The sequence below is a fragment of the Achromobacter sp. D7-1 genome (assembly GCF_059760445.1).
Genome location: NZ_JCBAMT010000011.1, coordinates 44,094 through 66,855 on the forward strand (window position 1 = coordinate 44,094; position 22,762 = coordinate 66,855).

At 66.6% G+C, this 22,762-nt stretch carries 20 protein-coding genes; 14 read left to right on the plus strand and 6 right to left on the minus strand.

Annotated features, from left to right (window positions below; all coding sequences use genetic code 11):
- Positions 1–56: 56 nt before the first annotated feature.
- Positions 57–1,370, minus strand: coding sequence for a lysophospholipid transporter LplT (gene lplT, locus AC6LKD_RS07185; RefSeq protein ID WP_013392165.1), 1,314 nt, complete (start codon positions 1,368–1,370; stop codon positions 57–59).
- Positions 1,371–1,668: 298 nt separating this feature from the next.
- Between lplT and smc the strand changes: the two genes are divergently transcribed.
- Genes smc through ligA form a run of 3 tightly spaced genes read left to right on the plus strand, consistent with a single transcriptional unit; the run spans position 1,669 to position 8,437 of the window.
- The gene (smc, locus tag AC6LKD_RS07190) at positions 1,669–5,202 is read left to right on the plus strand and encodes a chromosome segregation protein SMC (RefSeq protein WP_498115658.1); all 3,534 of its coding nucleotides are present in this window, start codon (positions 1,669–1,671) and stop codon (positions 5,200–5,202) included.
- 46 nt (positions 5,203–5,248) lie between these two features.
- A complete protein-coding gene (locus AC6LKD_RS07195; protein ID WP_013392167.1) occupies positions 5,249–6,328 on the plus strand; it encodes a cell division protein ZipA C-terminal FtsZ-binding domain-containing protein in 1,080 nt (359 codons plus the stop codon).
- The gene (ligA, locus tag AC6LKD_RS07200) at positions 6,329–8,437 is read left to right on the plus strand and encodes an NAD-dependent DNA ligase LigA (RefSeq protein WP_498115660.1); all 2,109 of its coding nucleotides are present in this window, start codon (positions 6,329–6,331) and stop codon (positions 8,435–8,437) included.
- Between the two features lie 24 nt (positions 8,438–8,461).
- Here the strand turns inward: ligA and AC6LKD_RS07205 are convergent, their stop codons facing one another.
- Positions 8,462–9,256, minus strand: a complete 795-nt coding sequence (locus tag AC6LKD_RS07205; RefSeq protein WP_492274830.1) for an IclR family transcriptional regulator domain-containing protein — start codon at positions 9,254–9,256, stop codon at positions 8,462–8,464.
- A 149-nt stretch (positions 9,257–9,405) separates the two neighbouring features.
- On the opposite strand from AC6LKD_RS07205, the gene AC6LKD_RS07210 reads away from it, so the two are divergent.
- From AC6LKD_RS07210 to AC6LKD_RS07225, 4 genes are read left to right on the plus strand one after another with little or no spacing between them, the layout of a single operon-like run.
- A complete protein-coding gene (locus AC6LKD_RS07210) occupies positions 9,406–10,386 on the plus strand; it encodes a tripartite tricarboxylate transporter substrate binding protein (protein WP_498115662.1) in 981 nt (326 codons plus the stop codon).
- 21 nt (positions 10,387–10,407) lie between these two features.
- Entirely contained in the window at positions 10,408–11,556 is a 1,149-nt protein-coding gene (locus AC6LKD_RS07215; RefSeq protein ID WP_013392171.1) for a M24 family metallopeptidase, read from the plus strand.
- 17 nt (positions 11,557–11,573) lie between these two features.
- Complete coding sequence (locus tag AC6LKD_RS07220) at positions 11,574–12,419, plus strand: TauD/TfdA dioxygenase family protein (RefSeq protein WP_492274828.1); 846 nt, start codon at positions 11,574–11,576, stop codon at positions 12,417–12,419.
- 9 nt (positions 12,420–12,428) lie between these two features.
- Positions 12,429–13,418: an alpha/beta fold hydrolase gene (locus AC6LKD_RS07225; RefSeq protein ID WP_498115664.1), complete on the plus strand. Its 990-nt coding sequence runs from the start codon at positions 12,429–12,431 to the stop codon at positions 13,416–13,418.
- 83 nt (positions 13,419–13,501) lie between these two features.
- On the opposite strand, the gene AC6LKD_RS07230 is transcribed toward AC6LKD_RS07225, so the two are convergent.
- The 4 genes from AC6LKD_RS07230 to msrB are packed head-to-tail and all read right to left on the minus strand — an operon-like array spanning position 13,502 to position 15,602.
- On the minus strand, positions 13,502–14,278 hold the full coding sequence (locus AC6LKD_RS07230; protein WP_013392174.1) for a peptidylprolyl isomerase: 777 nt from the start codon (positions 14,276–14,278) through the stop codon (positions 13,502–13,504).
- A 17-nt stretch (positions 14,279–14,295) separates the two neighbouring features.
- A complete protein-coding gene (locus tag AC6LKD_RS07235) occupies positions 14,296–14,565 on the minus strand; it encodes a BolA family protein (RefSeq protein WP_013392175.1) in 270 nt (89 codons plus the stop codon).
- 59 nt (positions 14,566–14,624) lie between these two features.
- The gene (locus tag AC6LKD_RS07240; protein ID WP_013392176.1) at positions 14,625–15,203 is read right to left on the minus strand and encodes a septation protein A; all 579 of its coding nucleotides are present in this window, start codon (positions 15,201–15,203) and stop codon (positions 14,625–14,627) included.
- The gene (gene msrB, locus AC6LKD_RS07245; protein ID WP_013392177.1) at positions 15,204–15,602 is read right to left on the minus strand and encodes a peptide-methionine (R)-S-oxide reductase MsrB; all 399 of its coding nucleotides are present in this window, start codon (positions 15,600–15,602) and stop codon (positions 15,204–15,206) included.
- Between the two features lie 52 nt (positions 15,603–15,654).
- Here msrB and AC6LKD_RS07250 point away from each other — a divergent pair, with 52 nt between their 5' ends.
- The 7 genes from AC6LKD_RS07250 to AC6LKD_RS07280 all read left to right on the plus strand — a co-directional run bounded on the left by AC6LKD_RS07250 (position 15,655) and on the right by AC6LKD_RS07280 (position 22,711).
- Positions 15,655–16,332 (plus strand): energy-coupling factor ABC transporter ATP-binding protein, encoded by a 678-nt coding sequence (locus tag AC6LKD_RS07250; protein WP_013392178.1) that lies wholly within the window; start codon positions 15,655–15,657, stop codon positions 16,330–16,332.
- Positions 16,329–16,925 (plus strand): energy-coupling factor transporter transmembrane component T family protein, encoded by a 597-nt coding sequence (locus AC6LKD_RS07255; RefSeq protein ID WP_013392179.1) that lies wholly within the window; start codon positions 16,329–16,331, stop codon positions 16,923–16,925. Before AC6LKD_RS07250 ends, AC6LKD_RS07255 begins: the two co-directional genes overlap by 4 nt.
- Before the next feature lie 40 nt (positions 16,926–16,965).
- Positions 16,966–17,523: a biotin transporter BioY gene (locus AC6LKD_RS07260; protein WP_013392180.1), complete on the plus strand. Its 558-nt coding sequence runs from the start codon at positions 16,966–16,968 to the stop codon at positions 17,521–17,523.
- Between the two features lie 243 nt (positions 17,524–17,766).
- Positions 17,767–18,930 carry an ABC transporter substrate-binding protein gene (locus AC6LKD_RS07265; RefSeq protein ID WP_013392181.1) on the plus strand — a complete coding sequence of 388 codons (1,164 nt, stop codon included), beginning with the start codon at positions 17,767–17,769 and terminating at the stop codon, positions 18,928–18,930.
- 150 nt (positions 18,931–19,080) lie between these two features.
- On the plus strand, positions 19,081–20,118 hold the full coding sequence (locus tag AC6LKD_RS07270; RefSeq protein WP_013392182.1) for a branched-chain amino acid ABC transporter permease: 1,038 nt from the start codon (positions 19,081–19,083) through the stop codon (positions 20,116–20,118).
- A gap of 5 nt (positions 20,119–20,123) precedes the next feature.
- Complete coding sequence (locus tag AC6LKD_RS07275; RefSeq protein WP_013392183.1) at positions 20,124–21,959, plus strand: branched-chain amino acid ABC transporter ATP-binding protein/permease; 1,836 nt, start codon at positions 20,124–20,126, stop codon at positions 21,957–21,959.
- Positions 21,959–22,711 carry an ABC transporter ATP-binding protein gene (locus AC6LKD_RS07280; protein WP_013392184.1) on the plus strand — a complete coding sequence of 251 codons (753 nt, stop codon included), beginning with the start codon at positions 21,959–21,961 and terminating at the stop codon, positions 22,709–22,711. Before AC6LKD_RS07275 ends, AC6LKD_RS07280 begins: the two co-directional genes overlap by 1 nt.
- The last annotated feature ends 51 nt before the right edge of the window (positions 22,712–22,762 follow it).

A 22,762-nucleotide genomic window follows, 5' to 3' on the forward strand; every position in this document is an offset into this window, starting at 1 on the left:
AACGAAAAACCGGGCCTCGGCCCGGTTTTTCGTTGCTGCGGAACCGCTGCGCCGACCTAGTGCGAGGAATCCAGCGCGCGGCCGTGGCCTTCCTGGCCGATCTGGTCGTGCAGTTCGGGGTTGGCCTGCAGGTTGCGCTTGCTCCAGCGCATGAAGACTACCATCAGCACGGCGACCACGGTGCCGAAGATCACGATGATGATGTTGATGGGCAACTGCAGCCACAGCAGCAGCGTGTACATGGCGACCATCAGCAGGATGTTGAGCTGTTCGTTGAAGTTCTGCACGGCGATGGAATGGCCGGCCGACAGCAGCACGTGGCCGCGATGCTGCAGCAGCGCATTCATCGGCACCACGAAGAAGCCGGCCAGGCCGCCCGTGATCAGCAGCAGCAGGTAGACGCTCCAGGGCGAGTAGACCAGCGGCATCAGCAGCACCACCAGGCCCATCGCGGCGCCGACCGGCAGCACGGCCAGCGCGCGCCGCAGCGGAATGCGGCCCGCCAGGATGGAGCCGACCACCGTGCCCAGCGCAGCCACGCCCATCAGCATCGAGGCCTTGTCCAGTTGGTATCCCAGGTGGCTGCGGCCCCATTCGATGACGATCAGCTGCAGCGTGGCGCCGGCGCCCCAGAACAGGGTGGTGACGGCCAGCGAGATCTGCCCCAGCTTGTCTTTCCAGAGCACACAGACATAACCCCAGAACGTGCGGATGAGCCGCACCGGGTTCTTCTGCTGCGGCGGGTAGCGCACGTGGGTATGCGGAATCAGCAGGTTGCACAGCGCCGCCAGCAGGTAGACGAAGGCGATGACCAGGATCGCGGCCTCGGCCGGGGTGTGGACCAGCTTGCCGATGAAGGAATGGCTGAGCAGGGCGCTGGAGACAGAGGACGAAATCAGCACGCCGCCCAGCACCGTGCCCAGGATGATGGAGAAGACCGTCAGGCCCTCGATCCAGCTATTGCCCTTGACCAGCATGGTCGGGGGCAGCATTTCGGTGACGATTCCGTACTTGGCGGGGGAATAGGCCGCGGCGCCGATGCCGACAATGGCGTAGGCCGCGCAGATCAGGTAGGTCTGGTACTGGGGGGCGACGCCGATGCTGGCATACGAGAACATCAGCATGCAGCCGACCACCTTCAGCGCGTTGGTGGAGAACATCACGCGGCCCTTGGGGAAGGAATCCGCCAGCGCCCCGACGAAGGCGGCCAGGACCACATAGGCCAGCGCGAACGACCACTTCATCATGGGCGCCATCCAGTCCGGCCCATGCAGCTCCTGTATCAAGGCGATGGCTGCAATGAACAGCGCGTTGTCCGCCAATGACGAGAAGGCCTGCGCGGCCATGACCAGATAGAAACCACGTTTCAAGAATGTCCCCGTTCTCAGGCCTGGCCCCGGCCAGTCCGCGTGAAAATTTATGTGTCGCGCAAAAAAGTGTCAGGGAGTATAGCCGGACCTCAGGTGGCGGCCATTGAGCGTTTGCCCGCGGGTTGACCGCCGGCAAGCCTCAGGGACAACTCGTCTTGACCCTTGCTGACGTTTGGGGACAGACTGCCTGCGGTATCATACGACCCATGTGTAAGCCGGCCCTCCAGGGGCCGGTTTGCAATCTGTGCGGCAGGTCCGTTAACGCCTTTCGTTCAACCCACCCCGTCGTCATCGTATTGTGCGTCTTACTCAGCTAAAACTCGCCGGCTTCAAGTCCTTCGTCGATCCCACCGTGATTCCCGTGCCCAGCCAACTGGTGGGCGTGGTGGGTCCCAATGGCTGCGGAAAATCGAACATCATTGATGCCGTGCGCTGGGTGCTGGGCGAGGCCAAGGCCTCGGAACTGCGCGGCGAGTCCATGCAGGACGTCATTTTCAACGGCTCCGGCAACCGCAAGCCGGCGGCGCGGGCCTCGGTGGAAATGGTGTTCGACAACAGCGAAGGGCGCGCCGCCGGCCAGTGGAGCACCTACGCGGAAATCGCCGTGCGCCGCGTGCTGACCCGCGATGGCACCAGCAGCTACTTCGTCAACAACCAGCAGGTCCGCCGCCGCGACATCCACGACATCTTCCTGGGCACCGGCCTGGGCGCCCGCGGCTACGCCATCATCGGCCAGGGCATGATCAACCGCCTGATCGAGGCGCGCCCCGAAGAACTGCGGGTGTTCCTGGAAGAGGCGGCCGGGGTGTCGCGCTACAAGGAACGGCGCCGCGAGACCGAAAACCGCCTGTCCGACACGCGCGAGAACCTGACCCGCGTCGAAGACATCCTGCGCGAACTCAACAGCCAGCTGGAAAAGCTGGAGGCGCAGGCCGAAGTGGCCACGCGCTACCGCGAGCTCCAGGCCGACGGCGAAAAGAAGCAGCACGCGCTGTGGTTCCTGAAGGAAACCGGGGCGCGCGAAGAACGCGCCAAGAAGGCCCAGGAGATGGCGCAGGCCCAGAACGAGCTGGAAGCCGCCATCGCCGGCCTGCGGGCGGGCGAAGCTGCGCTGGAGTCCCGCCGCCAGGCCCATTACGCCGCCAGCGACGCGGTGCACACCGCCCAGGGCGGACTGTACGAAGCCAACGCCCAGGTCAGCCGCCTGGAAGCCGAAATCCGCCACGTGGTCGATTCCCGCAACCGCCTGCAGGCGCGCCGCGACCAGCTGCAGCAGCAGATCGGCGAGTGGACCGCCCAGCGCGAACATTGCACCGAACAGATCGCCCAGGCCGAGGAAGACCTGGCCGCGGGCGCCGCCCGCACCGAAGAGGCGCGCGCCAAGGCCGAGGACGCCCAGGCCGCGCTGCCGGCCGTGGAGCAGCGCGTGCGCGAAGCCGCCTCGGGGCGCGACGAGATGCGCGCCGCGCTGGCCCGCGTCGAACAGAATCTGGCCCTGGTGGCGCAGTCGCAGCGCGACGCCGACCGCCAGATGCAGGCGCTGGACCAGCGCCGCGAGCGCCTGCAGCAGGAATTGCGTGAACTGCACAGCCCTGATCCGGTGCGCCTGGAGCAACTGGCCGGCGACCGTGTCGCCGGCGAGGACCAGCTCGAGGAAGCCCAGGAAGCGCTGGCCACCCTGGAAGGCCGCGTGCCGGAAGCGGATGCCGAGCGCAGCCGCGCCCAGGCCGCCGCCCAGACCGACGTGCAGAACCTGGCGCGCCTGGAGGCCCGCCTGTCGGCCCTGGTGAAGCTGCAGGAAGACGTGCAGAAGCAGGGGGCGCTGGAACCCTGGCTGGCCAAGCATGAGCTGGCCGGGCTGTCGCGCCTGTGGCAGAAGCTGCACATCGAACCCGGTTGGGAAACCGCCCTGGAAGCCGCCCTGCGCGAGCGCATGGCCTCCATGGAAGTGCGCAACCTGGATTGGGCCCGCGCCTTCGCCGAGGATGCGCCGCCGGCCCGTCTGGCCTTCTACCAGTTGCCGGTCGCGGCGCCGGCGCCCGCCGCGCCTGCCGGCCTGACGCCGTTGGCCAGTCTGCTGCGCATCACCGATCCCGACCTGCGCACCCTGCTGAACGAGTGGCTGGGCGACATCTATACCGCTACCGACGTGACCCAGGCCCTGGCCATGCGCGCCAGCCTGCCCGCGGGCGGCGCCTGCGTGGTCAAGGCCGGCCACCTGGTCGACGCCCATAGCGTGCGCTTCTACGCGCCGGATTCCGAGCAGGCCGGCCTGTTGGCGCGCCAGCAGGAAATCGAGAACCTGCAGCGCGAGATCAAGGCGCAGCAGCTGATTGCCGACCAGGCGCGCGCCGCGGTCGCCCGCGCCGAAGTCGCCTGGCAGCAGGTGTCCCAGGCCATTGCGCCGGCGCGCCAGCGCGTGGCGGAAGTCACCCGCCGGGTGCATGACATCCAGCTTGAGCACTCGCGCCTGCAGCAGCAGGCCGAGCAATCCGGCGAGCGCGCCTCGCGGCTGCGCCAGGACCTGGAAGAAATCAAGGTCCAGGAAGAAGATCTGCGCGCCGCCCGCGAAGAGGCCGAGGCCCGCTTCGAGGCCCTGGACGAAGAGCTGGCCGAACACCAATCCCGTTTCGCCGATGCCGAGATCGACGGCGAAACCCTGGCGGCCCAGGCCGAAGCGGCCCGCGCCGGCCTGCGCGAACTCGAACGCGCCGCCCAGGAAGCCGAATTCGCCGAACGCGGCGTCCAGGTCCGCATCACCGACCTGCAGCGCAACCAGCAATTGGCCGCCGACCAGAGCCAACGCGGCAGCGTCGAGCTGGAACAGTTGCTGGTGGACCTGGCCGAACTGGACGCCTCGGCCTCCCAAGCCGGCCTGCAGGACGCCCTGGAAGCGCGCGCCGAGCGCGAGGAAGCGCTGTCGCGCGCGCGCCAGGAACTCGAAAACCTGGCGGCCCTGCTGCGCGGCGCGGACGAAGACCGCCTGCAGCAGGAGCAGACGCTGGAACCGCGGCGCGCCCGCATCATGGAATTGCAGTTGCAGGAACAGGCCGCCCGCCTGGCCGAGGAGCAGTTCACCGAACAGCTGAACGCGCGCGAGGTCGATCGCGAGGCGCTGGCCCAGGATCTGGCCAACCAGTCCGACGAATGGCGCCGCGCCAGCTGGCTGCAGTCTGAAGTCGGCCGCATTTCGCGCCAGATCGAATCCCTGGGCTCGGTCAACCTGGCCGCGCTGGACGAATTGAACACCTCGCGCGAGCGCAAGGGCTTCCTGGATTCGCAAAACCAGGACCTGATGAGCGCCATCGAGACCCTCGAGGACGCCATCCGCAAGATCGACCGCGAGACGCGCGAGCTGTTGCAAGAGACCTTCAACGTCGTCAACGGCCACTTCGGCGAGCTGTTCCCCAAGCTGTTCGGCGGCGGCGAGGCCAAGCTGAGCATGACGGGCGAGGAAATCCTCGACGCCGGCGTGCAGGTCATGGCCCAGCCTCCGGGCAAGCGCAACAGCACCATCCACCTGCTGTCCGGCGGCGAAAAGGCCCTGACCGCGACCGCCCTGGTGTTCGCGCTGTTCAAGCTCAACCCCGCGCCGTTCTGCCTGCTGGACGAGGTGGACGCGCCGCTGGACGACGCCAACACGGAACGCTACGCGAATCTGGTCGCCAACATGAGCGAGCAGACCCAGTTCCTGTTCATCTCGCACAACAAGATCGCGATGCAGATGGCCAAGCAACTGATCGGTGTAACCATGCAAGAGCAAGGGGTTTCGCGTATCGTTGCGGTAGACATAGACTCGGCCGTCCAGATGATGGCCTCCGAAGCGGCATAAACCCAATATTCAGAAGGGCGTCGGGGTTTCGGCGCGGGATTTATACATGAGTGATTTGCAGATCGGGCTGATAGCCCTGGGCGTATTGCTGATACTGCTGGTGCTGGGATTCAACTGGTGGCAGGACCGGCGTGTCCGGCGCAAGATGCAGACCCATTTCCCCTCCACCGAACAGGATCCGCTGTTGGGGGCGGGCGCGGCAACCGGCGCTGCGTCGGCTGCGGGCGCCGCGGCGGCGCGCCGCGAACCCGGCATGGGCGGCGAGACCCCTCGTGCCCAGCCCGGCCAGCCGGCGCCGGTCGATCCCGGCAGCGATGCCGACGATACCGAAGAACCCGATCCCGCCTGCGAAGTGGTCATCGAGATCAACTTCGCCGACACCGTGCGCGGCGCCGACTTGCTGCCCTACATGCAAAGCCTGCGCCACGTCGGCCGCAAGCCCATGCGCGTGTTCGCGGAAACCGACCAGCGCCGCCACCGTGCGCGTGTCCATGCCGGCGAATCCTATGCGTCCATGCAACTGGCCGTGCTGCTGGCCAACCGCAGCGGTCCGCTGACCGCCATCGAATGGTCCCAAGCCTGGGCCCGCGCCCAGGACATGGCCGAGCGCTTCGACGCCACCATTGAAGGTCCGGACCAGCAGGCCGTGCTGGAGCAGGGCGCCCGCCTGGACGACACCTGCGCCGCCCTGGATACCCAGGTCGGCCTGACCTTGTTGCTAGGCACCGCCCAACCCGCGGCCGAAGTGCTGTCGGTGGCGCGCGACCTCGGTTTCGTCTCGGACGGCAGCCGCCTGGCCTGGCCGGCGGAAAATGGCGTGGCCCGCTTCACGCTGGCGCGCGGCGACGGCGCGGCGTTCGATGCCGGCATGGGCGGAATCGAACGCCTGTACCTGCTGCTGGACGTGCCCTGCAGCCCGGCGGACGAGCGCGCTTTCGGCCGCATGGTCGATGTGGGCCGCGACCTGGCTGCCCGCCTGCGCGCGGACCTGGTCGACGATCAGGGCAAGCCGCTGGCCGATGGTTCGGAAACGGTCATCGACGAGCGCCTCCAGGTGCTGTTCGGCCAGCTTGAACAAGCGGGCCTGCCCGCCGGCAGCGAGCGCGCCCTAAGGGTGTTTGCGTAAATGAACAGCACGTCTGGCGGTGAAAGCGCGGCGCAGGCCGCGGCGCGCTTGCGCGCCGAAATCGAACAGCACAACGTTCGCTATTACGTCTACGACGAACCGTCGATCTCGGATGCCGAGTACGACGGACTGATGCGCGAATTGCAGGCCCTGGAGGCCGAGCATCCGGAACTGGTGACGCCGGAGTCGCCCACGCAGCGCGTGGGCGCGGCGCCCGTCTCCGCCTTTGGCAGCGTGCGCCACGTGGTACCGATGCTGTCGCTGGGCAACGCCTTCGACGAAGAGGACGTGGCGGCTTTCGACCGCCGCGTCACCGATACGCTGCGCGGCGCGGGCCTGCTGGGTCCGGCGCAGCAAGCCGATTACTTCTGCGAACTCAAGCTGGACGGGCTGGCGATCAGCCTGCGCTACGAGGACGGCCGCCTGGTGCAGGCCGCCACCCGCGGCGACGGCCAGACCGGCGAGGACGTTACCTCGAATATCCGCACCATCAAGGCGATTCCGCTGCAGCTCAAGGGGACGTTCCCCAAGGTGCTGGAAGTCCGCGGCGAAGTCCTGATGAACCGCGCCGATTTCGAAAAACTGAACCAGGCCCAGGCCAAGCGCGACGAAAAAGTCTTCGTCAATCCGCGCAATGCCGCCGCGGGCAGCCTGCGCCAGCTGGATCCGCGCATCACCGCCAAGCGGCCGCTGCGCTTCTTCGCCTATGGCTGGGGCGAGGTCCAGGGCTTGGCGGGCGCGCAGGGCGGCCTGTTCGCCGAAGCGTCGGCGGGTGCGGCCGAGGCCTCGCAATTGCCCGAGAAATCCCATGGCGCCATGCTGGACTGGCTGGCCTCGCTGGGCCTGCCGGTCAATGTCAAGCACAACCACCGCGCCAGCGGCGCCGAGGGCCTGATGGCCTTCTACGCCAAGGTCGGCAAGCTGCGGCCCGAGCTGCCCTACGACATCGACGGCGTGGTCTACAAGGTGGACTCGCTGCCGGCGCAAAAGGTGCTGGGCTTCGTGGCGCGTGCGCCGCGCTTTGCGCTGGCGCACAAGTTCGCCGCCGAAGAGGCCACCACCACCTTGCTCGATATCGAGGTGCAGGTGGGCCGCACCGGCGCCATCACGCCGGTCGCGCGCCTGAAGCCGGTGTTCGTGGGCGGGGTCACCGTCACCAACGCCACGCTGCACAACGAAGACGAGATCCGCCGCAAGGACGTGCGCATCGGCGATACGGTCATCGTGCGCCGCGCGGGCGACGTGATTCCCGAAGTGCTGGGCCCGGTGCTGGAAAAGCGGCCGGACGACGCGCGCGAATTCGTCATGCCCACGGCCTGTCCGATTTGCGGCTCCGCCATCGAACGCCTGGAAGACGAGACCATCGCGCGCTGCACCGGCGGCCTGTTCTGCGGCGCGCAGCGCAAGCAGACGCTCTGGCACGCCGCCAGCCGCAAGGCGCTGGATATCGAAGGCCTGGGCGAGAAGCTGGTGGACCAGCTGGTCGACAGCGGCCGGGTCAAGACCCTGGCTGACCTGTACAGCCTGCGCCCGCTGGAGTTGGTGGGGTTGGACCGCATGGGCCAGAAGTCCGCCGACAATCTGGTGGCCGCCATCGACAAGGCGCGCGCGCCGGCCTTGAACCGACTGCTGTACGCGCTGGGCATCCGCCACGTGGGCGAGACCACGGCCCGCGACGTGGCACGCCATTTCGGCAGCATCGACGCCATCATGGACGCCGATGAGGACGCCTTGTCCTCCGTGCCCGATGTGGGCCCGGTGGTGGCGGCCTCGATTCGCCGCTTCTTCGCCGAGCAGCACAACCGCGACGTGATCGAACAGCTCAAGGCGCAGGGCGTGAATCCCGTGGCCGAGGCGGCGCCGCAAGCGACCACCCTGGCCGGCAAGACCTTCGTGCTGACCGGCACCCTGCCCAACTGGACGCGCGAAGAAGCCTCGATGCGCATCCAGGCCGCCGGCGGCAAGGTCAGCGGTTCGGTGTCCAAGAAGACGGCCTATCTGGTGGCCGGCGAAGATTCCGGCAGCAAGCTCGCCAAGGCGCAGGAATTGGGCGTGGCGGTGCTGGACGAAGACGCACTGAAAGCCTTGCTGGGCGAGCAGGGCGGCTGAGGCCGTCCGGCCGCCAGATCCAGATTAGATCGTGCTGCGCGGCATCATGTCGCGGATGGTGGCGGCTGCGTGTTGCAGGGCGGGCAGATGCTGGCGCTTCAACTCGTCTGGCGAGCGCGATCCAAGCACCATGCTGACGCTCAAGCCCGCCACGGCCTTGCCCTCGTGGTTGTACAGCGGCACGGCCACGCCCGCGAAACCGTCCACCAATTCGCTGACCGAAATGCAGTAGCCGTCCTGGCGCACCTGCCGGATCAGCTTGCGCAGGGCGCTGCGCGACACCGTCGTGTAGGGCGTCAGGCGCTTGAGGTCCGCGTTTTCCAGATACTCGTCGAGCGCTTCGTCATCCAGCGTGGATAGCAGCGTGCGGCCCAGCGAATGGGCGTAGGCGGGCAGGCGGCTGCCTACCGACAAGTCCAGCTTGAGCAGCTTGGGGCCTTCCTCGCGCGCCAGGAACACGACGTGCTGCCGGTCCAGCACGCCCAGCGAGCAGGTTTCGCCCACGGTCTGCGCGACTTCGCGCATGGTCGCGCGGGTCAGCTTGGGCAGGCTGAGCGAAGCGAAATAGGCGTATCCCAGGTCCATGACCTTGGGCGTGGGCGAGAAATCCCTGCCGTCCTGGCGCACATAGCCCAGCTTTTCCAGCGTCAGCAGGATGCGCCGCGATGCCGCGCGCGTCACGTCCAGTTGTTCGGCAGCTTCCTGCACGGTCACGCTGGCCACGCCCGTGGCGTAGATCTGCAGCAATTGCAGGCCATTGGCCAGGCTGTCCAGAAATTCCTCTTTCCTTTCTTTCGGTTCCGGCAATGTCGTGTCCATGTATCGGCGGTCTTGTCGTTGGAAGTTCGATTGTAGTTTGACATCCGCCGCAATCTCCATAAAATGCGAATTAGCGAACAATTGTTCGTTAATTAGATGGGTCGGCCAGGGCACCCGCCCGGTACGTCCCGCAACAACGGAGACATGCCATGTGCAGGAGACTATTGAGCGCCTTGGGCGCATGCGCCCTGGCGGCGGGGATGGCGGCCACTTCCGCCGCCAGCGCGGCCGAGGCCTATCCCAGCAAGCCCATCCGCTTCGTGGTGCCCGCCGCGGCTGGCGGTCCCACTGAAATCGTCACCCGGCTGCTGGCTGAATGCATGACCCAGAGCATGGGCGTGTCGGTCATCGTCGAGGCCAAGCCCGGAGCGGGCGGCAACATCGGCGCGGACGCCGTGGCCAAGTCGGCCCCGGACGGCTACACCATCCTGATGGGCACGATAGGCACCAACGCCATCAACCAGACCCTGTACAAGTCCATGCCGTTCCAGCCGCTGAAGGACTTCGCGGCGGTAACGCAGGTCGTGTCGTATCCGCTGGTCGTGGTGGTCAATCCCAAGCTGCCCATCTACTCGGTGGCGGACCTGATCGCCTACGCCAAAGCCAACCCCGGCAAGCTCAACCGCGCCTCGGGCGGCAGCGGCACTTCCATGCACATGTCCGGCGAGCTGTTCAACGAGATGGCGGGCGTGCAGATGCAGCACATCCCTTACAAGGGCAGCCTGCCGGCGCTCACCGACGTGATCGGCGGGCAGGCCGACCTGGCCTTCGACAGCCTGGTCATCGCCCAGCCCCTGATCAAGGCCGGCAAGCTGCGCGCCATCGCCGTGACCGGTCCGCAGCGTTCCCCGGCCGCGCCCGACGTGCCGACCGTGGCCGAAACCCTGCCTGGCTACGCCATGACGTCCTGGATAGGCGTGTTCGCGCCCGCCGGCACGCCGCGTCCCATCGTCGAACGCCTGCAGCAGGAAATCGCCCGGGCGCTGGCTGATCCCCGCGTGCGCGAGCAATTGGTCTCGCAGGCCGCCGACCCTGTAGCCAGCAAGCCCGACGACTTCGCCCGCTTCACCGCCGACGAAACCGAGAAGTGGGCGCCCGTGGTCAAGGCTTCCGGCGCATCGGTTTCCTGAATCCCCAAAGAGGAGTGACACATGCAGTCCATCGATTTTCAGGCCCGCCGCAAGCGCGTCGCCCAGCACGCGCGCGAACTCGGCTTTGACGCCTACCTGGGCACCCGCCAGGGCGCGCTGCATTACCTGAGCGGCGCGTTCATGCCCTGGCGCGGCGCCGTGCTGGTCACCGCCGACGGGCATTGCGAGTTCATTTACTGGGCCATGGACGCCTCGCGCGTGCGAGCCGAAGGCCATCAGATGGAGATGTACGAGTTCGAGTTCTCGGACTTTCCGCAACTGATACGCCAGCGTCTGGAGCACCACGGGTTGACGCGGGGCAAGGTCGCGCTGGACCTGTCGCACCCGGGGGCGGCGCAGGTGGCGCCGGGCATGCTGACGGCCGCCGAATACTTCGACCTGACCAGCCATTTGCCCGACATCAAGTTCGAGAACGGCGTGGACGTGATCGACGACGTCATGCTGATCAAGGACGCGGCCGAGATCGAGCGCCTGCGCCATGCGGCGGAGGTGTCCGACTACGGTTTCGAGCAGGGCATGAATGCGGTGCGGGCCGGGGCGACCGAGAACGAGATAGCCGGCGAGATCGAGCGTGCAATCCGGCGGCGGGGCAGCACCTGGTCCTGGGCCGTGACGGGCGGCACCGAAGTCGGCGCGGGCGAGCGCACGGGCTTTCTACGGGGCGTCACCCAGCAGGCGACGGACCGCGCGATCCGGCCGAATGAATTCGTGATCCTGGACCTGCATCCGCTGCTGGATCTCTATATGGCGGATACCGCCTTGCCCGTGTTCCTGGGCAAGCCGGACCCGGCGCAGAGCAAGCTGATCGATTGTTGGGAAGAAACCGTACAGACCATGTTGGCGTCCCTGACGCCCGGTAGGCCGATAGCGGAGTGTGCCAGCCGTGGCATCGCCGTGTTCGAAAAGCATGGCTTGAGCGAGTTCGGCCTGCCCCTGTTCGGCCATGGCCTGGGCACCTGCGCGCGTACCCGGCCCTTCATCAATCTGCGCAGCCGCGACCTCGTCACGCCCGGCATGGTGGTGGCGCTGGGCACGCATCTGTACCGCCCGGGCCTGGGCGGCATGCGGCTGGAGTACCCGGTGCTGATCGGCGAGCACGGCGCGGAGCCGCTGGTGCGCACCGAGGCCCGCGTGCACCGTCTTCCCTGAACCTAGGCAGGAGCCCCATGATGAAAGCGATACCCCTGAGCCCGCTGATCGGCGCGGCCGTGCATGACGTGGATCTGGAAACGCTGGACGACGCGGCGTTCGAGGATGTGAACGCGCTGTTCCTGCGCCATCAGTTGCTGGTTTTCAAGAACCAGCGCCTGTCGCCCGAAGGCCAGCTGCGCTTCAGCCGCCGCCTGGGCGAGCTGGATATCCACGTGCTGGCCCAGTACAACCACGCTGAGTATCCCGAGATATTCGTGCTGTCCAACGAGGTCAAGAACGGCGTGCCGGCAGGCATCGCCGACGGCGGTTCGTACTGGCATTCGGATTTCGCCTTCCGCGAATGTCCGGCCAAGGCCACCATCCTCAATGCCCAACTGATACCGCCGGAAGGCGGCAACACCTTGTTCATCAATATGTACCGGGCCTACGAGGAACTGGACGGCGCCGTCCAATCCCAGCTGGCGGGCCTGCAGGCAGTGCACCGCTACCGGCCCAAGAACACCAGGGCCGAGGAGGGCACCCAGGTGAAGATGGACGCCAGCCAACTGGCAGGCACGCCTGACGTGGAACACCCCATCGTGCGCACGCATCCGGAGACGGGTCGCAAGGCGCTGTATGTGCACCCTGGCATGACCGCCGAAGTATCCGGCTGGGGCGAGGCGGACAGCCAGGAACTGCTGGAACGCCTGTTCGCGCATTGCACGCAGGAGAAGTACCAGTACGCGCTGCAATGGGAGCCGGGCGACGTGGTCATGTGGGACAACCGCTGCGTGATGCACAAGGCCACCACCCGCGAACTGCCAGCCAGCATGCGGCGCACGATCTACCGCACGACGGTCATGGGCGAGCGTCCCGTCTAGGAGCCGCCGGTGGCCGCAAACCAGCTCATCGATCATGCCGCTGGCGTGGCGCAGGTCGACTCCCTGCCGCTGGACAGTGGCGAGGCCTTGGCGCCAGCCCGGCTGGCCTGGGCCCGCTACGGCCCGCCGCCAGAGCGCGCGCGTGCCGTGGTGTTGCTGCTGCATGGCATATCGGGCAGCCAGCAGGCCTTGAGGACGGACGAGGGGGAGGTCTATCCCGATGCCGGCTGGGCCAGCCCCTGGTTGGGGCCGGGGGCGGCGCTGGACACGCGCGACACCTGCGTGCTGGCGCCCAATGCACTGGGATCGTGCTTTGGCAGCAGCGCGCCGACCGGCGCCGCGGCCAGCGCGTTTCCAGCCGTATCGATCTCCGATGGCGTGCGCCTGCAGGGGGAATGGCTGCGCGCGATCGGCGTCGAACGGCTGGATGCCGTGGTGGGCTATTCCTTTGGCGGTTACCAAGCTTTCCAGTGGGCGGTGGCCGCGCCGCTATCCGTCGGACGGGTCGTGGCGCTGGCCTCGGCGCCGCGCGGCGGCGGCAGCATGGCGGACGCGCAGCGCCTGCGGCGACTCGCTGCTGCGATTGACTCGGACGATGCGGATGCGTGGAACGAATGGGTCGAACTGCGCTGTGCGACCTTGCGCCGCTACGGCTATGCCCGGTGGCTGGCCGACGCTGGCGAGTCCGACGTGGAGCCGCGCTTGCGGGCCGAGGCTGGGGCCTGGGCGGCGAGCTTCTCGCCTTGGTCCATGGCGGCGCTCAGGACGTCGGCCTGCCGCTACGACGCACGCGGCGCGCTGCTGGAGTCGGCCACACCCATGCGCTGGCTGCGTTGCGCGTCGGACGAGCTGTTCGCGCCGGATGATCCGGCCGCCCAGGCGCAGCTCCCGTATCCCGGCAATGTCGTTCAGGTGAGTGTGGCGGGGCGCTACGGTCACCTGTCACCGCTGCTGGAGGGGCCTCTCTGGAATGCCCATCTGAGGCAGGCGCTGGCCTAGCGGGCGGGGAGCCGGCCCGGCCCAGGAAATGCAGGCGAAAAAATGCCCGCTTGCGCGGGCATTTTTCATCTGTGCGGCAAGGCTTACTGGATCTTGGCCTTTTCGCGCAGTTCCTTCTGGTAGTCGGCCAGGGTTTGCTGGCGCAGCATTTCTTCCAGCTGCGGGCGCACCTGGTCGAGCGGCGGGAATTCCACCGGACGGGTGTCGTCGACCATGATGATGTGCCAGCCGAACTGGGTTTGCACCGGCTTGTCGACCAGTTCGCCCTTCTTCAGCTGCGTCACGGCTTGCGCGAACGGCTGGACGTAGTTGGTCGGGGGAGCCCAACCCAGGTCGCCACCCTTTTCGGCGCTGCCGGGGTCCTTGGAATTCTTCTTGGCCAAGTCGTTGAACTTGCTCTTGTTGCTCTTGATCTGGGCCAGCAGGTCGTTCGCCGTCTTCTCGTCTTCGACGAGGATGTGGCGGACCTTGTATTCCATCTTGCCGGCCTGTTCCTTCTTGATCTTCTCGTACTCAGCCGTGACCTTGGCGTCCGACACCGGGTGCTTGGCCAGGTAGTCGGCCATCAGGGCGCGGACCAGGATGCCTTGGCGGGCCAGCTCGACTTCGGTCTGGACGTCGGCCTGCTTGGCGATGCCGCTGGCTTCGGCGGCTTGCACGAAGATCTGGCGGTTGATCATTTCCTGCTTGACCTGTTCGCGCAGTTGCGGCGAATCGGTGGCGCCCTGGCTGACCAGCAGCTTGACGAATTGATCCAGGCTCTTTTGCGGAATGGCCTTGCCGTTGACGGTAGCCACGTTCTGAGCGAAAGCCGGCACGGCGATGACGCAGGCTGCAGCCAGCATGACGATGCGTTTCATGAATATCCTTTTACTTTCTATTTGGGAGCCTGGGCATCTAGCGCAAGCGCATGAATCGGATAGGGGATCAAATCTTGCAAATGATGATACACCAGCCTATGCCGCGCAACGGCCGAGAGCCCCGCAAAGCAAGGCGCTACGATGATCACGCGATAGTGGCCGGCGCCGTTTTTACTGCCTTCGTGGCCGGCATGCAAATGCGAGTCGTCCAGGATGTCCAGGCTGACGGGTTCCAGGACGGCTAGCCGCTCCCGGATCAGGGAAATGCGGTCGGTGGTGTCTGACATGGAGGTATAGGTTTAGTTCCGGCGCGGGCAGGGGGCGCGGGCCGGGGAATCGGACGGCTTCAGGGCTGGCGGGGCGGGGTGTCGGAGGAGGGGGCCTGATCCTCCGTCTGGATGTGCTTGCCCAGCCAGATCGACTGGCCGATCACGAAGACCACCATCAGGCCCATCAGGCCGAAGGCCTTGAAGCTGACCCATTGAGATTCGGTGAAATGGCCGGAAAACGCCACGTACAGGTTGAGCGCGCCCGCGATCAGGAAGAAGCCGGCCCAGACCAGGTTCAGCCGCTCCCAGGCGGCGTCAGGCAGCTGGATCTGCTTTTCCATCAGGCGGCGGATCAGGTTGCGGCCGAACAGCAGGCGCGCAAACACCAGCGCGCCGCCGAATAGCCAATACAGCACCGTGGGCTTCCACTTGATGAAGACGTCGCTGTGCAGCCAGATCGTGGCCCCGCCGAATACCAGGATGACGGTCAGGTTGATCCAGTGCATGGCCTCGGTGGCGCGGCCCGTCGCCTTCAGCCAGACGATCTGCAGCACGGCCGCGGCCATGGCGACGCCCGTGGCGATGAAAATGTCCGTGTACCGATAGGCAATGAAGAACAGGAACAGCGGAAACAGGTCGAACAGGAACTTCTTCATTCAGTCTTCTATGGGTTCAAACGTCATCGACAGGGAATTGATGCAATAGCGCAGTCCGGTGGGCTCGGGGCCGTCGGGGAAGACGTGTCCCAGGTGCGAGTCGCAGACGTTGCACAGCACTTCGGTGCGGACCATGCCGTGGGTGGTGTCGCGTTCTTCGCGCACCAGTTCCGGATCCAGCGCCTGGAAATAGCTGGGCCAGCCGCAGCCGGCATCGAATTTGGTGTCGGAAGCGAACAGCGCCGTGCCACAGCCCACGCAGCGGTAGATGCCGTGGCTGAACGTATTCCAGTAGCGCCCGGTGAAGGCCCGTTCGGTACCCTTTTCACGGGTGACGACGTATTCTTCGGGGGAAAGCTGGGCACGCCATTCGGCGTCGGATTTTCGTACTTTGTCCATATGAGCTCTTGGAGTCCCGATGCCCGAAATGGTTCGGGCATAATCCCGCCCCATGTTAATCGAGTTTGACCAGGCGGTTGTTTCCACGCCCCAGGCGCAAGTGCTGAATGGGGTGAGCCTGACGCTGGCCGAACGCCGCATCGGCATCGTCGGTCCCAATGGCGCCGGCAAGAGCACGCTGGCGCGGCTGATCAACGGCTTGGTGCTGCCTTCCGCTGGCAGCGTCAGGGTGGGCGGGCTGGACACCCGCCGCGACCTGAAGGCTGTCCGTCGTCAGGTCGGTTTCGTATTCCAGAATCCCGAAAATCAGATTGTCTTCCCCATCGTCCGCGAGGACCTGGCGTTCGGCCTGAAGCATCTGGCCCCGGACCGGCAGCAACGCGAAGCCCGCATCGACGCCCAATTGGGCCACCTGGGCGTGGGCCATCTGGCGGACCGGACCAGCCACACGCTGTCCGGCGGCGAACGCCAACTGGTGGCGCTGGCCGCGGTGCTGGTGATGGAGCCGGCGCTGATCGTGTTCGACGAACCCACTACCCAGCTGGATCTGCGCAACCGTAATCGTGTGCGCGATGCCATTGCGGGCCTGCCCCATGACGCCATCGTCGTCAGCCACGATCTGGAGCTGCTGGAGGATTTCGACCGGGTCGTGGTGGTGCGCGACGGCAATATCGCGGCCGACGACAAGCCGGCCGCCGCGCTGCGCTGGTACCGGGAGCACTGCGCATGATGGAACCGCTGTACGTCGCGGGCGACTCCTTCCTGCACCGGCTGCCGGCGTGGCTGAAGCTGTTGGCCCTGATGGCGGCGGGCGCGGGCCTGTTCCTGTTGCGTGACCCGCGTTGGCTGGCGCCAGCCTTCCTGGCGGCGGCCGCGCTGGTCTGGTCCACGGGCGTGGCCGCAGCCACGGTCTGGCGCCAGGTAAAAGGATTGGCATGGGTGCTATTGGCCGTGGGCGCGTTCACCGCCTGGTTCCAGGGCGGGATGGAGGCGCTGGCCGTGCTGCTGCGCGTCGCTGCGATGGTCGGGCTGGCATTGGCTGTCACGCTCGCCACCCGCACGTCCGATCTGATCGCCGTCTGCGAAAAGGCGCTGATGCCGCTTGAACGCATGCGGCTGGTGGATGCCGGCAAGGTCGCGCTGGCCCTGGCGCTGGCCCTGCGTTTCGTGCCCGAGATCTGGCGCAATTTCCAGGAAATCCGCGAAGCGCAGGCGGCCCGCGGGCTGGGCGCCAATCCGGTGGCGCTGATCGTGCCCCTGATCGTGCTGACGCTGAAAAGGGCGCAGGAAGTATCCGAAGCAATAGACGCGCGCAGCCACTGAGGGCTGCGCGCCCTGTTCCATCTCCCAAAGGGGAAAAACCGTGAAATCCAGTAATACCGTGCTGATTGCGCTGTTCGCGGCGCTGATCGTGGTCCTGAGTCTGATTCCGCCGATTCCGCTGCCGGCCATCCCGGTGCCGGTGACGCTGCAGACCCTGGGGGCCATGCTGGCGGGCGCGATGCTCGGACCCGTCCGCGGCGCGCTGGCCTGCCTGCTGTACCTGGCGCTGGCGGCGGTCGGGCTGCCCGTGCTGCCGGGCGGCCGGGGAGGGCTGGGCGCCTTCTTTGGGCCAACGGGCGGCTTCCTTGTCGGCTTGGTAGTGGGCGCCTTCGTGACGGGCTGGCTGGCGCGCAGCCTCGCGGGACGCGCCGTCGGCGGCTGGGCGAAGTTCGCCGGCTATGTGGTCGCATGCGTGGTCGGCGGCATCGCCGTGGTCTACGCCTGCGGCGTGCCATGGCTGGCCGCGGTGACGAAGATGGGCCTGGCCAAGGCGGCGATGGCGGTAGCCGTATTCCTGCCCGGCGACTTGGCCAAGGCCGTGGTCGCGGCCTGGGTAGCGTCGCGGGTTGAGCGCGTGTGGCCGATGTTGGGGCGCTGAGACGCGCGCCGCTTTCCAAGGGAATCCCCCAACTGACGGCTGGCGAACTTATCTAGTACAAGTTCGCCATTAACGAATGCGTTTGCTAAAACGTGTTTCGGGTAGCACATCAGGGAATTACCGGAGTTGCGCATCGTCATCTGATACTGTTTTAACCCTATAATATTTTTTTCTGTATAACTTTAACTAGGCTCGCCTTAGCCTCGACCGAGGCGCCCAAGAGCCACCACAGGAGACAAAAATATGCGCAAGCACTTCGGCTTGTCCGCGGCGGCTGCCGCCATTGCCCTGGCCCTGCCGCTACTGGCGAGCGCCCAGGTCAAGGTTGGCGTGACCGTGTCCAGCACCGGCCCCGCCGCGTCGCTGGGTATCCCCGAGCGCAACACCGTGGCCCTCCTGCCCAAGGAAGTGGCCGGCCAGAAGATCGAATGGATCGTCCTGGACGACGCTACCGACACGACGCAAGCCGTCAAGAACTCGCGCAAGCTGGCCACCGACGACAAGGTCGACGTGCTGATCGGCACCTCGGTCACGCCGGGCTCGCTGGCCATGGTCGACGTGGCCGCCGAAGCCAAGGTGCCGATGATCAGCGTGGCCGCCAGCGCCAAGATCGTCGAGCCCGTGGACGACAAGCGCCGCTGGGTCTTCAAGACCCCGCAGAACGACGCGCTGATGGCCGGCGCCCTGGCTGACGCCATGGCCAAGTCCAAGGTCAAGACCCTGGGCTTCATCGGCTTTGCCGACGCCTACGGCGACGGCTGGCTGGACGTGATGCAAAAGGCCGCCAAGGCCAAGGGCATCGAAATCGTCGCCATCGAGAAGTACAGCCGCACCGACACCAGCGTGACGGGCCAAGTGCTCAAGCTGGTCGGCGCCAAGCCCGACGCCATCCTGATCGCCGGCGCCGGCACCCCCTCGGCCCTGCCGCAGAAGGAACTGAAGGCCCGCAACTACGGCGGCACCATCTACCAGACCCACGGCGCCGCCAACAACGACGTGCTGCGCGTTTGCGGCAAGGACTGCGACGGCATGCTGCTGCCCGCCGGCCCGCTGCTGGTCGCGGCTCAGTTGCCGGACAGCAACCAGGTCAAGAAATCGGCCCTGGCCTATGTGGAAGCCTACGAAAAGGCCAACGGCGCCGGTTCCACCAACACGTTCGGCGGCCACATGTGGGACGCCGGCCAGTTGGTCGTGGCCGCACTGCCGGTGGCGTTGAAGTCGGGCGCCAAGCCCGGCACGCCGGAGTTCCGCGCCGCCATGCGCGACGCCCTGGAAGGCGTGAAGGACCTGGCCGCCTCGCAAGGCGTGTTCAACATGTCGCCGACGGACCACGCCGGCTTTGACGAGCGCTCGCGCGTGATGGTCAAGGTGGAAGGCGGCAAGTGGGTCTACCAGCCCGGCCTGTAATCCCCAGGATCGCCCGATCCAAGGGTGCATAAAGCGCGGCGGCGCCCGCCGCGCGGCACCCCAGCAATGCTTCGCACCGGCCTTTCCGGCCGGTGTGTCGTATCAGTGTCCCGGGTGCGGCCGGAACACCAGAATAAATAAGGTTGTTAGATGGATTCCACAATTGCGCTGATCCTGCTGCAAGACGGTGTCGTCAACGGCGCCATCTATGCCCTCCTGGGCATGGCTCTGGTGCTGGTATTCGCCGTTACGCGCGTCATTTTCATTCCCCAGGGCGAGTTCGTGGCGTTCGGCGCCCTGACCCTGGCCATGCTGGTGGACGGCAAAGTGCCGGGCACCGCCTATCTCCTGCCGCTGTTGGGCGTCGTCTGCCTGGCGCTCGAGCTGCTGCGCGCGCTGCGCACCCGCAGCGCGGCCGCCTTGCCCAAGGCCATCGCCACCTGTGTGGTCCTGCCGCTGGCGCTGCTGTGGCTGACCGTGACCTACACCGCGCCCGGCAATTCGCTGTGGCTGAACATGCTGCTGACGCTGCTGCTGGTGATCCCGATGGGTCCGATGGTCTACCGCATCGTCTACCAGCCGCTGGCCGAAGCCACCGTGCTGGTGCTGCTGATCGTTTCCGTGGCCGTGCACTTCGCGCTCACCGGCCTGGCGCTGGTGTTCTTTGGCGCCGAAGGCTGGCGCACTCCCGCCTTCGTCAGCGGACAGATCGACCTGGGCTTCATGACCTGGTCGGCGCAAAGCCTGTTCGTGGTGGCGACCTGCGCCATCCTGATCATCGGCCTGTGGCTGTTCTTCGGCAAGACGCTGTATGGCCGCGCGCTGCGCGCCACGGCGGTCAATCGCCGCGGCGCCCGCCTGGTCGGCATCAGCACCACCATGTCCGGCAGCCTGACCTTCACGCTGGCTGTCGCCATCGGCGCCATGTCCGGCATGCTGATCGCGCCCATCACCACGGTGTATTACGACACCGGCTTCCTGATCGGCCTGAAGGGCTTCGTCGGCGCCATCATCGGCGGTCTGGCCAGCTACCCGGTGGCCGCCGCGGGCTCGCTGCTGGTGGGCGTGCTGGAATCCTTCTCGTCCTTCTGGGCCAGCGCCTATAAGGAAGTGATTGTCTTCACCCTGATTATCCCGGTTCTGGTGTGGCGTTCGTTCAGCACCCATCACGTGGACGAAGAGGAATAAACGTCATGAACCGCATTTTGCTCGTCCTCTTTCTCGTCGTCCTGGCGGGCCTGCCGCTGGTGTCGGCCACGCCCGAATTCTGGGTGACGCAACTCAACTACATCGGGCTGGCCAGCCTGGTGGTGCTGGGACTGGTGCTCCTGACCGGCGTGGGCGGCCTGACCTCGTTCGGCCAGGCCGCGTTCGTGGGCCTGGGCGCCTACACCACCGCCTTCCTGACCACGCAATACGATGTCTCGCCCTGGCTGGCGCTGCCGGCCGGGCTGGTCCTGACGGCCGTCGTGGCCTACCTGCTGGGCGCCATCACCCTGCGCCTGTCGGGCCACTACCTGCCGCTGGGCACCATCGCCTGGGGCCTGTCGCTGTACTTCCTGTTCGGCAACATCGACTGGCTGGGCAAGCATGACGGCATCGCCGGCATCGAGCCCATCAGCATCTTCGGCATGTCGCTGGCCAGCGGCCGCCACATCTATTACCTGATCTGGGTGTTCGTGCTGCTGGCGCTGTGGGCGACCCGCAACCTGCTGAACTCGCGTCCCGGGCGCGCCATCCGCGCGCTCAAGAGCGGCGCCGGCATGGCCGAATCCATGGGCGTGAACACCGCTGCCTACAAGGTCGTGATCTTCGTCTGGGCGGCATTGCTGGCCTGCGTGTCTGGCTGGCTCTATGCGCACATGCAGCGCGCCGTCAGCCCCAGCCCGTTCGGCATCAACTACGGCATCGAATACTTGTTCATGGCGGTGGTCGGTGGCGCCGGCTACGTCTGGGGCGCCTTGCTGGGCTCCAGCGTCATCCTGGTGCTGAAGGACCAGTTGCAGAACCTGTTGCCCAAGCTGCTCGATACCAACGCCAACTTCGAGATGATCGTCTTCGGCGTGCTGCTGATCCTGATGCTGCAATACGCCCGCAATGGCCTGTGGCCGATCCTGGCGGGCTGGTGGGGCAGCATCACCGGCGCCGACGGTTCGCGTCGCAACCTGGCGCCGCCCGCGCCGGCGCCGGCCCTGCCGACGCGCGCGCGTCCGCAAGCGGGCCAGGTGGTGCTCGAAGTCGATGCCATCCGCAAGGAATTCGGCGGCCTGGTCGCCGTCAATGACATTTCCTTCAAGGTCGCCTCAGGCGAAATCATGGGCCTGATCGGCCCGAACGGCGCCGGCAAGAGCACGACCTTCAACCTGATCAGCGGCGTGCTGCCGGTGACGCGCGGCAAGGTCACCTTCATGGGCCAGCGCATCGACAGCCGTTCGGCGCGCGAGATTGCCAAGCTGGGCGTGGGCCGCACCTTCCAGCACGTGCAACTGCTGCCCGGCATGACGGTGCTGGAGAACGTGGCGCTGGGCGCGCACCTGCGCTCGGACGTCGGCGTGCTGGCGGGCGCCTTGCATTCGGATCGCGCCCGCGAGGCGCAGCTGTTGCACGAAGCCGCGGAGCAGATCAAGCGCGTCGGCCTGGGCGAGTACCTGTACGAGCAGGCGGGCAACCTGGCGCTGGGCCAGCAACGCATCCTGGAAATCGCGCGCGCCCTGGCCTCCGACCCGGTATTGCTGCTGCTGGACGAACCCGCCGCCGGCCTGCGCTACAAGGAAAAGCAGGACCTGGCACGCGTGCTGGAACAGTTGCGAGCCGAGGGCATGAGCATTCTGCTCGTCGAACACGATATGGATTTTGTGATGCGTCTGACCAACCACCTCGTGGTGATGGATTTCGGCACCAAGCTGGCTGAAGGCGTGCCGGCCGACGTGCAAAAGAACCCGGCGGTGCTGGAAGCCTACCTGGGCGGCATCGATGACGACCTGCCCGAAGCGGACCAGGCCAAACCCGTGTCGGCAGGAGGCGTGTGATGAGCGCTCCCGTACTCGAAGTCACCAACCTGTCCGCCCGCTACGGCAAGGTGGGCGCGCTGGTGGGCGCCTCGCTCACCGTGCCCGCTGGCAGCATCGTTACCGTGATCGGCGCCAACGGCGCCGGCAAGTCCACCATGCTGAACGCCATGATGGGTGCGCTGCCGCAGACCGGCCACGCGGCCGGCACCGTGCAGTACGCCGGCACCGACGTGTCGGGCTGGCAGGTCGAACGCCGCGTCGCGGCCGGCATGTCGCTGGTGCCCGAGCGCCGCGAACTGTTCGGCACCATGTCGGTGGAAGACAACCTGCTGCTGGGCGGCTTCCGTCGCTACCGCGCCCGCGAAAGCGGCTGGCGCGACACGCTGAACGAAGTGTTCGACCTGTTCCCGCGGCTGCGCGAGCGCCGTGCGCAGCAGGCCGGCACCCTGTCGGGCGGCGAACGCCAGATGCTGGCCGTCGGCCGCGCGCTGATGGCCAAGCCCAACCTGTTGATGCTCGACGAGCCCAGCCTGGGCCTGGCGCCGCGCATCGTGCGCGAGATCTTCCACATCATCGCGCGCCTGCGCGAGACCGGCGTCGCGATCCTGCTGGTCGAACAGAATGCGCGCGCGGCGCTGCAAGTGGCCGATTACGGCTACGTACTGGAAACCGGCGAAGTCATCCTGCACGGCCCGGCGCGCGAGCTGGCCGGCGACCCGAAGGTCATCGAAAGCTATCTGGGTTTGGGCAAGGGCGGCGAACAAGGCTGATCGACCCCAAGCGCCTGAAGAGCCGGACGCCGCGAGGCGTCCGGCTTTTTT

Bases quoted from the DNA above. Each gene is read 5' to 3' on its own strand.
- AC6LKD_RS07195 (WP_013392167.1), top strand. From the start codon at position 5,249: ATGAGTGATTTGCAGATCGGGCTGATAGCCCTGGGCGTATTGCTGATA.
- ligA (WP_498115660.1), top strand. From the start codon at position 6,329: ATGAACAGCACGTCTGGCGGTGAAAGCGCGGCGCAGGCCGCGGCGCGC.
- AC6LKD_RS07205 (WP_492274830.1), bottom strand. From the start codon at position 9,256: ATGGACACGACATTGCCGGAACCGAAAGAAAGGAAAGAGGAATTTCTG.
- AC6LKD_RS07210 (WP_498115662.1), top strand. From the start codon at position 9,406: ATGTGCAGGAGACTATTGAGCGCCTTGGGCGCATGCGCCCTGGCGGCG.
- AC6LKD_RS07215 (WP_013392171.1), top strand. From the start codon at position 10,408: ATGCAGTCCATCGATTTTCAGGCCCGCCGCAAGCGCGTCGCCCAGCAC.
- AC6LKD_RS07220 (WP_492274828.1), top strand. From the start codon at position 11,574: ATGATGAAAGCGATACCCCTGAGCCCGCTGATCGGCGCGGCCGTGCAT.
- AC6LKD_RS07230 (WP_013392174.1), bottom strand. From the start codon at position 14,278: ATGAAACGCATCGTCATGCTGGCTGCAGCCTGCGTCATCGCCGTGCCG.
- AC6LKD_RS07235 (WP_013392175.1), bottom strand. From the start codon at position 14,565: ATGTCAGACACCACCGACCGCATTTCCCTGATCCGGGAGCGGCTAGCC.
- AC6LKD_RS07240 (WP_013392176.1), bottom strand. From the start codon at position 15,203: ATGAAGAAGTTCCTGTTCGACCTGTTTCCGCTGTTCCTGTTCTTCATT.
- msrB (WP_013392177.1), bottom strand. From the start codon at position 15,602: ATGGACAAAGTACGAAAATCCGACGCCGAATGGCGTGCCCAGCTTTCC.
- AC6LKD_RS07250 (WP_013392178.1), top strand. From the start codon at position 15,655: ATGTTAATCGAGTTTGACCAGGCGGTTGTTTCCACGCCCCAGGCGCAA.
- AC6LKD_RS07255 (WP_013392179.1), top strand. From the start codon at position 16,329: ATGATGGAACCGCTGTACGTCGCGGGCGACTCCTTCCTGCACCGGCTG.
- AC6LKD_RS07265 (WP_013392181.1), top strand. From the start codon at position 17,767: ATGCGCAAGCACTTCGGCTTGTCCGCGGCGGCTGCCGCCATTGCCCTG.
- AC6LKD_RS07270 (WP_013392182.1), top strand. From the start codon at position 19,081: ATGGATTCCACAATTGCGCTGATCCTGCTGCAAGACGGTGTCGTCAAC.
- AC6LKD_RS07275 (WP_013392183.1), top strand. From the start codon at position 20,124: ATGAACCGCATTTTGCTCGTCCTCTTTCTCGTCGTCCTGGCGGGCCTG.
- AC6LKD_RS07280 (WP_013392184.1), top strand. From the start codon at position 21,959: ATGAGCGCTCCCGTACTCGAAGTCACCAACCTGTCCGCCCGCTACGGC.